Source organism: Tissierella carlieri, assembly GCF_018917285.1.
In the GTDB taxonomy this organism is placed as follows: domain Bacteria; phylum Bacillota; class Clostridia; order Tissierellales; family Tissierellaceae; genus Tissierella; species Tissierella carlieri.
In genome coordinates, this window is sequence record NZ_JAHLOH010000028.1 from 61,347 (window position 1) to 75,219 (window position 13,873).

Consider the following 13,873-nt stretch of genomic DNA (forward strand, 5'->3'; position numbering starts at 1 on the left):
CGGTGACTATGGAAAAACACAAAATCACCTATAGAGGAAAAATTATAGAATTTGATTTGCAACGGAAAAATGTAAAAAATATAAATTTGAGTGTCAGGCCAGATATGAGTATTATTGTTTCAGCCAGCGATAAAGTTCCTATTGAATATATCCTTAGTTTTGTAAAATCTAAGGCTCATTGGATTATAACAAATGTAGGTTACTTCAAAGATGTTCAGTCAGAACATATTGCAGATAAAGAATATTTGAGCGGTGAAACATTTAAGTATCTGGGTAAGCAATATCGCCTAAAAGTCGAAGAAAGCGATAAAATTGAAGGTGTTAAATACTATAGAGGCTATCTCTATCTATCTGTGAATGATAAGCATAACTACACCAGAAAAGAAAAATTGATTAATAATTGGTATAGAGAAAAAGCACATGAAAAATTCAATGAAAGCCTCCAAAGAATGTATCAATATTTAGAAAAGTACGGTATTGACAAACCAGTAATCCAAATAAGGAAAATGAAAGCTAGATGGGGTTCATGTATCCCTGAAAAACAACTTATACTACTTAATAGTGAATTGATAAAAGCACCTAAGCTATGTATTGATTATGTTGTTCTTCATGAATTAATTCATTTCAAGTATAGGAACCATGATTCAAATTTCTATGATTTTATGACATCTTTGATGCCAGATTGGAAGCAACGAAAAAAAATATTGGATGATGAAGTTGTAAGAGAGTTATAGTAACGAATGTTATAGCATTACCAAAATTTATAATACGAAAAAAGCCCCATAGATGTTGGTAGCAACTATGGGGACTGATAAGCATAGCCTATCTTAATTCATAATCATCTTATCATATTGTAGGTGAAGAAATCAATAATTACTTGGCTTGCGAATTCGTATTATCAAATGGTGAGTTTGAGGAAATGTTGAATTAAAACAATTCACAATAAAATGAAAGGGTGTATAAGATGATTATTAAACAAAAAAGGATAAGAAACTTATCTAAGTTAAAAGTATTAGAAACAGGTTCACGTTTTAGAGTCGGAGTAGTGGATGTAGAAAAAAGAATTAAAGAAATGAAGGAGATTGGTTTCACAAACGAATTGAAAATAGGAGAAACAATTCTACCCGACATAATTGGACCAGCTACGAGGAGAAATGCCGAGGGGGATTATATATTATTAAGAGATAAACCCAAGGAGCAGCATTCAAGAATGATTGAATGGACATATAAACAGTGGGCAGGTAGAGGAGAAACAAGAGAAGTAACTGAATCTACATCGATTTCATATGAAAGATTTCAGAGACAGGTCATACCTCCAACTGGTATTGAATTTACAATTGTTAGCAATGGAAAGTCTAAAAATCTTGTATCTCCTGTATTTGTTATGGATGAAACAAAAAGAAATGAAATTATTTCGGCTGTCAATGTTATTCTAGAAATATTCGGGGAATGTGAAATTTTTGACTCTACTAATAATCCAATACTACCACCAAAAGTTATAAGACTCAATTGGGAGCTATTACCCAAGGGGAAATTCCCATGGGAGAAACAAAAGGAAAGATTGGAACCTTATTTTAAGAGAGCAATAGGTACAAATAGAGCTGTTATTGAAAAGAGAATAGAAACCATTAATGAGTATTCACCTGATTTTACTGCTATTGGCACAGGAGGCTTTGGTGGTTATATTGTTCACGGTTTTGAAGATTTGAACATGTACATTTTGGAGAGTGTAAAAGTGAATAATGCTACTTATGTTTTAAGAAATGATTGGGAAAGCATTTCACAGCTAACAAAAGCTGAAATACTAAATAATGATTTACATGAGACTCGTATAGTCCATAATAAGAATTGGTATAAAAATCTGAATCATCTATTTGATAAAAATTTATCCTAAGCTGACAAGAGATTACTTAGATGGATTGATAAATTTAATCGTTACATATTGAATGTACGAATAAAGTTGAACTTTAAGATTAATAGGGGTGAAATGATGACTTCTGATGAATATGTTAGAAGGATTATTGCTAAGTATAAAGTACCTAATGAGGTTGATGCTCTGACACAGTGTTTTGTAGTCAATCCTTTAATAAATATGATAAAAGAATGGGCAGGTGATTGCCTTAATGATATTCAAATATCTGGATCAAGAGCAAAAGGAACTGCTATAAATATTAGTTCGGATTTAGATTTATTTGTTTCGCTAAAATCAACTACTAATAATACTTTAAAGGAGATCTATGATTCTCTATTTAGCTATATTAGCAGTAAGGGTATTAATTGTAGAAAACAAAATGTTTCTATAGGAATAAATTACGGTGGGCATAGTATTGACCTGGTTCCTGGGAAGAATCATGTTGGTAATACAAATGACCATAGTTTATATAGAAACAAGAAAAATACTTGGACACAAACCAACATACACAAGCATATATCGATAGTAAAAAACTCTGGAAGGCTTGAGGAAATCATCCTATTAAAAATATGGAGAAAGTTGCACAATTTAGATTTTCCCTCTATTTACTTGGAGTTAGTGACAATAGAAGCTTTGAGATATAAAAATAAGAATCAGCCAGCTGCAAACTTCTTATCAACCTTGGATTACCTTAAAGATAATTTTGTTGATAAAATTATCAAAGATCCTGCTAATACAAACAATGTAATATCAGATGATTTGTATAAATATGAAAAAGAGGATATAGCTAAGAAAGCTAAAGAGAGTAGAAATGAAGAGTACTGGGAGAAGATTATTTGGTAAACAGGGGGGTAGTGATATGGGACAAATTGATATTAAAAGTCTTTTCTATTCTTTACAGACCCAGATGTGTGCTAAGTTGTCGACCAATAGGCAACACATACAGCATCCTGGCATAAAAGGTGATTCATCCGAATTAAATTGGATTGAATGGCTAAAAACTTATTTACCGAAAAGATATAGCGTAGATAAAGCTTTTATAATTGATTGCGACGGAAATATGAGTGATCAAATTGATGTAGTTATTTACGACCAACAATATTCACCTTTTGTATTCAATCAGGATAATGCTTATTATATTCCTGCCGAGAGCGTTTATGCTATATTTGAAGTTAAGCAAGAAATTAATAAAGAAAATATCATCTATGCTGGTGATAAAACAAAAAGTGTACGCTCTTTAAAAAGGACATCAACAGCAATCCCGCATGCCGGTGGATATTATGCTCCAAAGCCACACAATAAGATTCTTTCGGGAATATTAACGTTATCAAGTGTTTGGAATCCGCCTCTAGGGAAAAGCTTTGAAGAAGCTATATATAGCTTAGAGGATGAAAGTAAACTAGATATTGGATGTATCTTAGCAGAAGGTTCATTCTTGGCAGATTATAAAAATGATGTTTTGATGAAAAGCACAGAGGAAGAATCATTGATTTTTTTCTTTCTAAAATTATTAATAGAGCTACAAAGTTTGGGTACTACACCTGCGATTGATATTAATTGTTATGGAAGTGCATTGGATTCTATATAATTTTTGTATATCATCGTATAGTAGAAGAAAAGATGCCTTACTAATATAAAAGCTATAATTTATAACACCCTTATTGGGTGTTTTTGAATTTATGTAAATAATCAACAATGCATTCTCATAAAGGAGGTGGCGCTTATGCTTGTGCTAGATTAAATTGTAGATGTTATAAAATACTCAATACAACCAGAGGAGGAAATCAAAATGATCGGTATCGAGCAATATCAAAAAATCCAGGAATACAAAGCACTTGGACTTGCCCAGACCAAAACTGCTAAAGCGCTGGGGATCACCTATACTTCTGTCAGTAAATACTGGAATATGAGTAAAGAGGATTATGCTAGGGAAGCTGAAAAGGAAAGGTACCACATGGATAACTACCGTCAGTACATACTGGAACAGTTGAAAATATGCCCACAAATCCGAGATACCAATATTTATCTTAAATTAATTGAAGCCTTTCCTGATTTACAAGTTAAACGAGCTACTTTCTATCGCTACATGAAAGCTTTAAGGGAACAGCATGGGTATCAGCATACCAGTAAGCGGAAAATCTCGCCACGTGAAGTCTCGCCACCAGGATATGAAGCTCAGGCTGATTTTGGTCAATATAAACTTAAAGATATGTATGGACGAATTGTGAGGGTATATTTCTTTTGCATGGTTCTGAGTTATAGCAGAATGAAATTTGTTTGCTTTTCACCGGATCCCTTCACGACCGAAACAGCCATAAAAGCTCATAACTATGCATTTCAATATTTTGGAGGAAGACCACAGACAATTCTATATGATCTTGATCGGGTCTATGTAGTTAGCGAAAATCTAGGTAATATTATATTTGTACCGGCCTTTGAAGAATATGTAAAGCGTATCGGCTACAGTGTTTCATTATGCAGGCCAAGAGATCCTCAGAGTAAAGGTAAGGTAGAAGAGGTAATTGGATATGTTAAGCAAAGTTTTCTGGAGGGGAGGGTATATACCGGAATTGACAGTCTTAACAGTGCAGCTCTTGCATGGTTGGATAGAGAAGGCAACGGGAGAGTTCATACTGTGACTAGAAAAGTGCCACGAGAAATGTTTATTGAAGAACAAAAACAGCTTTTTCATGTTAAACCATATTCAGAGGTATCAAGTACTGTAGCATCCTTTGATTCCAATGGAGTGGTCAGCTATAAAGGGAATCGTTATCAGATTGATGTCGGTGTGATGGATGCATATCAACGCATACGTATAGAGGATGATGGTAAAATACTTCTATTTTATGATACCGATACTAATGAATTATTAGCTAAGTATCCAGTAACAGAAGATACTGGACAGATATTCAAAGCTGAGGAAAAAAACAACAGAAACAGGGTTTCTCATGCTCTTATAAAACAATATTTTGCAGAGCATGAAATCGCTCAGGAATTTATACGGCGGATGGAACAAGAACAAACAAAATATTTTAATAGCCATTGCATTCGCTTAAATCGCATGACGAAGTTTTATTCGATGGAGCAAATGCTTGATGGGATAAGATACTGTATTGAGACTGAACGCTGCAATGCCTATGAACTTTTGGCTTACATAATGTATAAGCATGGTGAGCAGATAGCAAAGAAGTTCTTACCAAATCAACAGTATTTCAACCATCTGACACGTAGCAAGGAGATAAGGAGGGAAATCGATGGCTGATATAACTGAAATCCGCGAGTTGGCTAAGAAGCTAAATCTATGGAATATTGCCAGGGGATATATTGATTTGAATGATGAGAAACTGTCCAACCTAGATTATCTTCAAATGATATTACAAAAAGAACTAGAGATACGAGCCAGACAAAAACAGATCAAGCTAAGAAGGGCAAGCAAACTTCCCAACAAAGTATTTGATGCATCGAATTTAAACAAAGGTTTGGAATGGCAAATTAAACAATTATCCCATCTGACGTGGCTCAATGAAGAACAAAACGTTATTCTACTTGGTAAATGCGGGACAGGCAAAACTAGTCTTGCAGTTCATCTTGGAGAAACAGCGATCGACAATGGACATAAAACTTACTATGCATCCATTGATGTTTTTATATATATTGTAGAGAACAAAGATATAAACCCAAAAGCAGGCGCAACCTTCTCCTATATGCGGGAATGCGACTTGATTATTATTGATGATGTATTTTATCTAGAACCAACCAGGTCAGAGTTGCAGGCTTTTTATCGAGCAGTTACCTTTCTTAATGAAACAAGAAGTATCATTTTTATTACCAATCGAGAAATATCTACATGGTTATATGTAGTGGAAGACAAACATCTTTGTCAGACTCTGTTAGACAGAATAACAGCCAATTGTCAGCTCATTCGCTTGACTGACAGATAAATTAAAATACTCACCTCTTTTCTAGAAAAGGGTTAATACTCAAATTTGAAAACTATGCCGATTAACGGCTTTAAATAGATGCAAAAAATCTCATGAAAACTAAAGAATTACTTAACTTTTGAGATTATCTGCAGTTTCTGGGGTAGGGGGGTCTAAATCTCTACCACTTTTTGCCCCGGAAACGGGCGTGGGGTAACGCGTGAAAATTCGCGGTTTCAAACTGCGGTAATATTTACAGACGGGTACATTGGAATAACCGAGGTTACAAGTCTATTGTTTGGAGATGCGTCAGCCGCTTGGAGGAAAAAGGATCTGAATGTACTGCCCCTACCATAAACGAGGAAATATTGCAGACAGCAGTGGTCAAGGCTATTAACGAACTTTTGGCTAACAAAGAACCCTTCCTCTCAACGTTACAGAAAAACATAGCCGCCATACTTAATGAAGGAAATGATAATGCCACTGATGACATCGATAGCAAATTGGAAGAATTACAGCAGCAGCTTCTTATACAAGCAAAATCCAAGAACGACTATGAAGATGTAGCTGATAAAATTTATCGACTTCGGGAGTTAAAGCAAAATGCACTGGTTGAAAGTGCAGAGCGAGAAGGGAAAAGGCAACGCATCGCTGAGATGACGGATTTCTTAAATGAACAATCCTGCGAGTTGGAGGAATATGATGAGCAGTTAGTAAGGTGGCTTATTGAAAAGGTAACGATCCACGCTAACAGGGTTGAGGTGGAATTTAAGGCTGGAATTAGTATAGACGTTAAAAATTGAAATGAAAAGAAAAATGTTATTTGAATCTAACAACTTGCCGGAAATGCAGGGTGTTTTTCATATTACTTCTATGAGTCAATACAAATTAGTATATTAGTATTTACAAAATATAAATTAGTGGTATAATTTTCTATAGAGTAATAGCGGAGGTGTAAACTTTGAGTAAGAGCGTGACCTTTACAGTAGATGCAGATGTGTATGAAAAATTCTGCATCGCATTGAATTTAACAAATGAAACAAAAGATGCTGCAGTGGAAAGTTGTATGCGTTGGTATATTGCAAAAACTTTTGAAAAGGCATCACAAGCCTATAACCCAAAAACTGTAGCAAAACAGAATGAAGATACAAACAAGGATTTTTACGGAAAAGCAAATCAACGAATCCCAGTATGGGCTATAAAGCCGAATCAATATAACCACAAAATCATTCGTGCTTATTTTAAGGCAGTGGCTGCCACAGGTCGTGCTACCATAAATTTGATGGAGCGTTTATGCAGTGACGAAAACAACCCAGAACTGTATGTGCCCACTTTTAAGAATAATTACTCACAGATGAAGTTGGATGGACCTAAAAGTCACGGTAAAGTATTTGAGGATGACGGTGAAACGGTAACAATTTGGCACGAGGTAGAAGATACACTGATGAAATATAAATCGAGTTTTTGTAATTAAAAGGAGCAAAGAGTAAAGTAAAGGGGGTTTGACTTTGAATATAAACAAAATGAAAGATTTATCATATGATGAACTGCGTTCTTTATACAGAGAATTCTTATATAGCCAGAACATTTCAAAGTTAACAATCAATACTGCTTACACAGACACCTTCTACCTTTGGAGGAAAGGGAGCAAAGACCTGTTCTGGAATACAGTGACTGCTACTGATTTCGAGAATGAGGCGAAGAATTCCTTAATAAAGGCTCTTTCTGAGAATTCGACCGGCAATGTTAAATCACTTGTTAATAGTTACTTGTCTCATCTAAGAAGGTTCCGTTTACTCTTAGCTTCTGATGGAGCTGCCGAGCGATCAACGCCCAAGCATGAAAATACTGCTAATCGTACATATACTCGTAAGAAGAGAATGGATGTTGATGTTCCTGATCCATCAATTGAGCAGGTGGAGTTTTATCTTGCTAAGTGGGATGGCCTTGAGAACTACCACCTGCAGGAGGATGCACTTAATAAACTGTTCTTTGAGCTATGCCCGAAGAATACAGACATAATCGATGTTCTTTTGAAGGCATCAACGCTTAATGATTTTTATAGTACGAATATTTTCTCAATCTATCCAGTAGCTAAGCACATATGCGCTTTGGATATTGATGCGAGGCTTAAGGCTGGTGATGTTACTCTTGTTGGAGATATCCAGTATGTACCTATCGGTGATACAGAGAAGAATTTTTACTCCTTTGCCACAAAGTATTGTAGCCATCACAATCCACTCGATTATCCGATTTATGACAGCTACGTCGATGAGGTACTTCGCTATTTTAGAAATCGTGATAGCTTCTCAGATTTCCAAGATGGTGATTTGAAAGACTATGTTAAATTCAAAGGTATACTGATTGATTTCCGTGCCTTCTATGGCTTGGATAAATTTAGCCTGAAGCAAATCGACCAGTATGTTTGGCAGCTCGGGAAGGATTACTTCCCGAAGAACTACGGAAAGAAAAAGAGAGGAGACAAGTATTTTGTCTTTAATCGATAAAAGGGGTGTGTTCGTATGGTAGATAATGTAATTCAAATAGTAACAGAGAAATTATCTTCTTTGCCTTGCATAGGAGGCATTGTATTAGGGGGCTCACGTGCAAGAGGCACCCATACAGAGGATTCTGATATAGATATCGGAATCTATTACAATTCAGAATCATTTGACCTGACAGCGATTAATCAAATTGCTACAGAATTGGATGATGAGAATAGAAACGACCTTGTTGTACCTCCCGGAGCGTGGGGTGATTGGATTAATGGCGGCGGATGGTTAGTTATAAACGGGTATCATGTTGACTTGATTTTACGTGATATAAAACGGGTGGAACAAATAATCAAAGATACGGAGCAAGGAATTGTTACTGCCAATTATCAGACTGGGCATCCCCATGGTTATATAAGTGCTATGTATCGTGGAGAATTGGCGATCAGCAAGATACAATATGCTAAAAATGAAAGCTTATGCGAATTAAAAAATCAGGCGGAAATTTACCCTGGTGCTCTAAAGAAGAGCTTGATAAACTTTTTTTTATTTGAAGCAGAGTTCTCTTTAATGTTTGTAAAAGCAAATGCGGGAGCAGAGGATAAATATTATATTGCAGGCCATGTTTTTCGTATTATTTCATGCTTAAATCAAGTACTATTTGCATGCAATAATGCTTATTGCATTAACGAAAAGAAAGCTATAAAACTGCTTGAAACTTTTGAATATAAACCTAAAAAATATGCCGAAAGGGTAAATCATATTTTTGAAGTACTCGGTCTTTCACTTTTTGAATGCTACGATATGACCGAGAAGCTTTATAAAGAAGTGAAAAAAATTGCAACGGAGATAAATAACTTTTTAAACGAGGGGGAATTCAGATGAAAGAAAACAAATATGATGATAATATATTTTTTCAAAAATACAGTCAAATGAGTCGCTCACAGCAGGGACTAGCCGGTGCAGGAGAATGGGAAACATTGAGAAAGCTGCTGCCGGATTTTAAAGATAAGCGTGTGCTTGATTTAGGATGCGGCTATGGATGGCACTGTATTTATGCGATGGAACACGGAGCGTCTTCTGTTGTAGGTGTTGATATTTCTCATAAAATGCTCGAGGTAGCCAAAGAAAAAACACATTTTCCACAGGTTGAATATAAATGCTGTGCTATAGAAGATGTGGAATTCCCAGAGGAGAGTTTTGATGTAATATTAAGTTCACTTGCGTTTCACTATGTAGCAGATTATGAGATTTTAGTAAAAAAGATATATAGAATACTGAAGTCTGGTGGTAAGCTAGTTTTTACGGTTGAACATCCTGTTTTTACTGCCTATGGAACACAAGACTGGCATTATAACGAAAAAGGAGAAATACTGCATTTTCCGGTGGATAATTATTATTATGAGGGCAAACGGACAGCTGTGTTTTTGGGAGAAAAGGTTACAAAATATCATAGAACACTGACCACATATCTAAATACACTGCTTTCAAATGGTTTTATAATAAATCATATTGTGGAGCCGCAGCCGCCGGAAAACATGATGAATATTCCAGCGATGCAGGATGAAATGCGCCGTCCCATGATGCTGATTGTATCGGCGAACAAAAAAGTGGATAGATAGAACTAAAACACCTATAAGGTATAAATGGAGGTAATTTATGTTTAAAGAAAAAATTATTATAGAGATGAAAGAAGTATTCAAAGAAATTCCTTTTGGCATAGAGCATACTCTCAAAGTTTTGAAAAATGCAGAAGATATAATGAAAGGAGAAAATATCGGAGAGGAAGAAAAAGAATTCATCAGTATTATTGCTATACTACATGATATTGGTGCGGTTGAAGCACAAAAAAAATACGGTTCTATTGATGGTGTCTATCAAGAAAAGGAAGGACCAGAAGTAGCGAAAGAAATATTAAAAAAGGTAGGCTATAACAAAAATATTGATAGAATATGCTTTATAATAGGCAACCATCATACTCCATCTAAAATTGATGGACTTGATTTTCAAATACAATGGGAAGCTGATTTGCTTGAAAATTTAACGGTTATGGATAAAGAAAAAGAACAGGAAAAGATAAAAAAGTGTATAGATGAAAACTTTAAAACAAACACAGGAAAAAGGATAGCTTATAATCGCTTTATTTTAGATTAGTAGTAGATTATTACAGTTATGTATTTTATATCGCAAAGAAAAAATAGTAGTTAAGTTTAACCCTAGATAATAAGCAGCAAAGGAGTGCGATAAGATGATATCTAATAATACCTCCATGCCTACAACGGATGATGAGTTGCAAAAGAATACGGTTGGTTGTTAAGGATTCTGCTGATGAGTCATCCTACGTTCCAGTGTTGGAAGCGGCCGGATATGTGCTACAGATTCGAGAACCTGACTGGTTTGAGCATCGTTTGTTTAAAGGACCGGATACCGATATTAATCTGCATGTGTTCAGTTTGGGCACATCAGAGATTGATAGAATGTTACGCTTCCGTGATTGGTTGCGGACTAATGATACTGATCGGGACAAATATGCACAAGTCAAACGAAGCTTGGCAAAGAATAAATGGAGGCATGTCCAGCACTATGCGAATGCTAAAACATCAATAGTACAGGAAATCATGAAAAGAGCGAATAGTAATAATGCTTAAGGAGAGTGTCATGTTTTCTTGGTTTGTTATAGGAGGTTATATCAATGAAAAATACAGTAGATAATTTGTCGAAAAGTAAAGTTATTTTAATGTGCGGCCCTGCGGGAGCAGGTAAATCAACACTAGCAAAAAAATTTGAAAGTACCGGGATGACAATACTATCTTATGATGAAGAATCATTCAAACGAGGTTTGAATGAACATCCTTTACCTCAGGAGGTTTTAGAAGATATTAAAACCTATCTTGATGAAAAACTAATTTCACTTATCATGCAAAACATTGATATTGTTCTCGATTATTCATTTTGGTCTAGAGAAATGAGAAATGAATATATTTCATTATTAAAGAAATACGACATAGAACCCAAAATCTATTATATAAAGACACCTAAGGAAGTTGTTATGGAACGTATTCGAAAAAGAAACGGAAATCATCAAAATGATATCATATTGACGGAGCAAACAGCTTCCACTTATTATGATCATTTTCAACCCCCAACTGATGAAGAAGGTGAAGTTATAGTAGTCGAGGGATATTAATATTGTGGTTTTAGGCATGGAAATTGTACTAGATGATAAGTTTTGTCAAATTTTTTGAAAGATATACTTCCAACAAGGGGATACCAGCTTCAGGTGATATCATTATTGTCATCTCAGAGCAGGGGGTAGTATTGATTCAGCCGGAAGAATAAGTGGCGATGCAATGAAGACGATGAATGCATTATTGAAATTACAGGAAAAAAACTTACTGAAATACGTTATGTTTATTCTTTTGACAACTCTACTCAATCATGATTATGCAATTAGACACGTTATTTTTTATCATGAATGGATATGTTCCCGTCTACCGATAGTGCTAAAAACGCAGTGGATATGTTTCCGAGAACGAACATACTCAAATGACATTCATTCTGTCCTCTCAAGCCACGTTGAGAGTGTTGTGCTATTACAGTATCGTGGTTTGTAAAGCAAGAAGTAAGGTTTGGTCATAGAATATTGCAACTTTGAAGAAAAAATACTTAAAAGGGGAGGAGATATATGCTTACGGAAGATCAAGTTATTGGATATTTTTGTGACTATTTAATAGCTAATGGATATGAAGTCAGGCAAGCTCTTAGCACAAAGGAAAAGGGTATTGATGTTATTGCTGAAAAAGATGGCATGAATATAAAAGCAGAAGCTAAAGGTGCAACAAGTGCTCTAACAACTTCAAATAGATATGGAATAGAATTTAGTAAGAATCAAGTACGTAATCATGTATCCGTTGGATTATCTATGATTTCGAAGCTTATGACAAAAGATAACGACTACAATATAGATTATGCTTTTGTATTGCCTGATAACAATAACCACATTAATGAAATAGAGAGCATACGCTTAGTAATAAGAAGATTATGCATAAAAGTATTTTTTGTAAACGAAGATGGTGGCGTAAGAGAGTTTATATAGTTAAGAAAATGTTAACAAAAGTTTTTAGAAACATACTTTGACACCAAGGGGGAATACCAATCTACGTCATCTTTATTGTCACCTCGAGGTGCAAGTGGAGAGTATAATAATGATGACGTATTGTGGTTTGATAACCATTTTAGGGTGAAAAATGGGCTGAAAAACCACTTTTTACCCCCATTAAAATAGGCAAAAATATAGATAACATAGTGGATTTTAAAGATTAAAAAGAGTTTTAGGTGGATTTGGGCAAGGAAATGAGTCTGGCTTTTCTGAAGATACTTGAATAATTATAAAGGTAGAAAAATGACTCTGTAGACTCATCTAATATAAATTTGAATTTATCGAATGCTTGTAATAGGAATATGAGGTGGAATATATGCTTTGGATAGCGATAGTTTTGATTGCGCTGGCAATCATAGTGATGTACTTGGCAATACCCGGCGGCAGACTTTGGAAGCAATATCTGACAGATGTAAAAAGTTCTTTGACCGAAACAAATAGACAAAGAAGCATACAGAGTATATTTACGGAAGATTATGTTGCTGAACTGCCTGCTCTGCTCCGTCAGCACATCATCAATGGGGGCTATATGGGAAAGCCTTTTATGGATAACATGCTGATATATTTTCACAACACAAAGTTTCGTATGTCGGCAGGTAAAAAGCCAATTAAAATTAAATTCATGCAGGTTAATTTTGCAAATAGACCAGATCGACACGCTTTCTTGACAGGACGAATTGTGGGGATTCCATTGCAGGCTAAAGACAGCGTGTTGGACGGATTCGGCTCTATGACAGGTGTGCTTGCCAAGCAGTTCCAGCTTTTCCGCTCTACTGGGGCAGAAATGGACCAGGGTCAGTTGATAACGGCGTTAGCAGACGCAGTATATATGCCGTCTTTATTTTTACAGGAATATGTGTCATGGACAGTCGTTGACAGCTGCACTGTTGAGGGTGAGATTTCATGGAAGGGCGTTACTGCTAAAGGAAGATTTACTTTTGACAATAATGGCAACATTATACGTTTTGATACTAATGATCGATATATGGACGAAAACGGGAAAGGCAGCTCGCTGGTGCCGTGGTATGTAACCTATTCTGATTACAAAGAACAGAATGGTTACTTTCAGCCGGGAAGCGTTAGTGTAAATTGGATGCTCCCGGATGGTGACGACACATATTTTGTGAGCGACCACATTGATGTTCAATACTCAATAGATGAAGCAATTTTATGACTTAATTATTTGGTCTTCACAGCAGTAGGCTGAATAGTTAGATTTTACTTTATCATAACAAATAAATTTAAACTATAAATGCATTGAGATGTAAAAGTGATGTGACCCCAATAAGTTAGACTTTGTAGCGTAGTAGTTTTGTGAACTGCTACGCTATTTTTTATGCAGCCGAAAGGCTAAGTCTGTATTCTACAGGACTCATCCATCCAAGCTTCT

16 protein-coding genes are annotated in these 13,873 nt (G+C 35.5%); all 16 read left to right on the forward strand.

Features of this window, described 5'->3' with window-relative positions; genetic code table 11:
* The first annotated feature begins 8 nt into the window (after positions 1–8).
* The 16 genes from KQI38_RS08830 to KQI38_RS08905 all read left to right on the forward strand — a co-directional run bounded on the left by KQI38_RS08830 (position 9) and on the right by KQI38_RS08905 (position 13,657).
* Positions 9–734, forward strand: coding sequence for a M48 family metallopeptidase (locus KQI38_RS08830; RefSeq protein ID WP_191741611.1), 726 nt, complete (start codon positions 9–11; stop codon positions 732–734).
* Between the two features lie 230 nt (positions 735–964).
* On the forward strand, positions 965–1,894 hold the full coding sequence (locus KQI38_RS08835) for a hypothetical protein (protein ID WP_216558318.1): 930 nt from the start codon (positions 965–967) through the stop codon (positions 1,892–1,894).
* A gap of 66 nt (positions 1,895–1,960) precedes the next feature.
* Positions 1,961–2,755: a nucleotidyltransferase family protein gene (locus KQI38_RS08840; RefSeq protein WP_216558321.1), complete on the forward strand. Its 795-nt coding sequence runs from the start codon at positions 1,961–1,963 to the stop codon at positions 2,753–2,755.
* A 16-nt stretch (positions 2,756–2,771) separates the two neighbouring features.
* Positions 2,772–3,500, forward strand: coding sequence for a DUF6602 domain-containing protein (locus tag KQI38_RS08845; protein WP_216558324.1), 729 nt, complete (start codon positions 2,772–2,774; stop codon positions 3,498–3,500).
* A gap of 201 nt (positions 3,501–3,701) precedes the next feature.
* Positions 3,702–5,174: an IS21 family transposase gene (gene istA, locus KQI38_RS08850; RefSeq protein WP_216558327.1), complete on the forward strand. Its 1,473-nt coding sequence runs from the start codon at positions 3,702–3,704 to the stop codon at positions 5,172–5,174.
* Positions 5,167–5,853 carry an ATP-binding protein gene (locus KQI38_RS08855; protein ID WP_216558329.1) on the forward strand — a complete coding sequence of 229 codons (687 nt, stop codon included), beginning with the start codon at positions 5,167–5,169 and terminating at the stop codon, positions 5,851–5,853. Before istA ends, KQI38_RS08855 begins: the two co-directional genes overlap by 8 nt.
* A 230-nt stretch (positions 5,854–6,083) precedes the next feature.
* Positions 6,084–6,635 (forward strand): recombinase zinc beta ribbon domain-containing protein, encoded by a 552-nt coding sequence (locus KQI38_RS08860; protein ID WP_338114455.1) that lies wholly within the window; start codon positions 6,084–6,086, stop codon positions 6,633–6,635.
* Between the two features lie 158 nt (positions 6,636–6,793).
* Complete coding sequence (locus tag KQI38_RS08865) at positions 6,794–7,306, forward strand: hypothetical protein (RefSeq protein WP_015926178.1); 513 nt, start codon at positions 6,794–6,796, stop codon at positions 7,304–7,306.
* Between the two features lie 34 nt (positions 7,307–7,340).
* Complete coding sequence (locus KQI38_RS08870) at positions 7,341–8,339, forward strand: PD-(D/E)XK nuclease family protein (RefSeq protein ID WP_015926177.1); 999 nt, start codon at positions 7,341–7,343, stop codon at positions 8,337–8,339.
* A 15-nt stretch (positions 8,340–8,354) separates the two neighbouring features.
* A complete protein-coding gene (locus KQI38_RS08875; RefSeq protein WP_163278126.1) occupies positions 8,355–9,209 on the forward strand; it encodes a nucleotidyltransferase domain-containing protein in 855 nt (284 codons plus the stop codon).
* On the forward strand, positions 9,206–9,946 hold the full coding sequence (locus KQI38_RS08880; protein WP_163278124.1) for a class I SAM-dependent methyltransferase: 741 nt from the start codon (positions 9,206–9,208) through the stop codon (positions 9,944–9,946). The genes KQI38_RS08875 and KQI38_RS08880 overlap by 4 nt, the downstream gene beginning before the upstream one ends.
* Before the next feature lie 37 nt (positions 9,947–9,983).
* Complete coding sequence (locus KQI38_RS08885) at positions 9,984–10,478, forward strand: HD domain-containing protein (protein ID WP_008981870.1); 495 nt, start codon at positions 9,984–9,986, stop codon at positions 10,476–10,478.
* Between the two features lie 131 nt (positions 10,479–10,609).
* Positions 10,610–10,972 (forward strand): GrpB family protein, encoded by a 363-nt coding sequence (locus tag KQI38_RS22805; RefSeq protein ID WP_242835549.1) that lies wholly within the window; start codon positions 10,610–10,612, stop codon positions 10,970–10,972.
* A 44-nt stretch (positions 10,973–11,016) separates the two neighbouring features.
* Positions 11,017–11,511 carry a P-loop nucleotide/nucleoside kinase family protein gene (locus KQI38_RS08895; protein ID WP_002337568.1) on the forward strand — a complete coding sequence of 165 codons (495 nt, stop codon included), beginning with the start codon at positions 11,017–11,019 and terminating at the stop codon, positions 11,509–11,511.
* 498 nt (positions 11,512–12,009) lie between these two features.
* Positions 12,010–12,420 (forward strand): hypothetical protein, encoded by a 411-nt coding sequence (locus KQI38_RS08900; RefSeq protein WP_216558331.1) that lies wholly within the window; start codon positions 12,010–12,012, stop codon positions 12,418–12,420.
* 379 nt (positions 12,421–12,799) lie between these two features.
* Positions 12,800–13,657, forward strand: a complete 858-nt coding sequence (locus KQI38_RS08905) for a DUF6544 family protein (protein WP_216558334.1) — start codon at positions 12,800–12,802, stop codon at positions 13,655–13,657.
* Positions 13,658–13,873 lie beyond the last annotated feature (216 nt).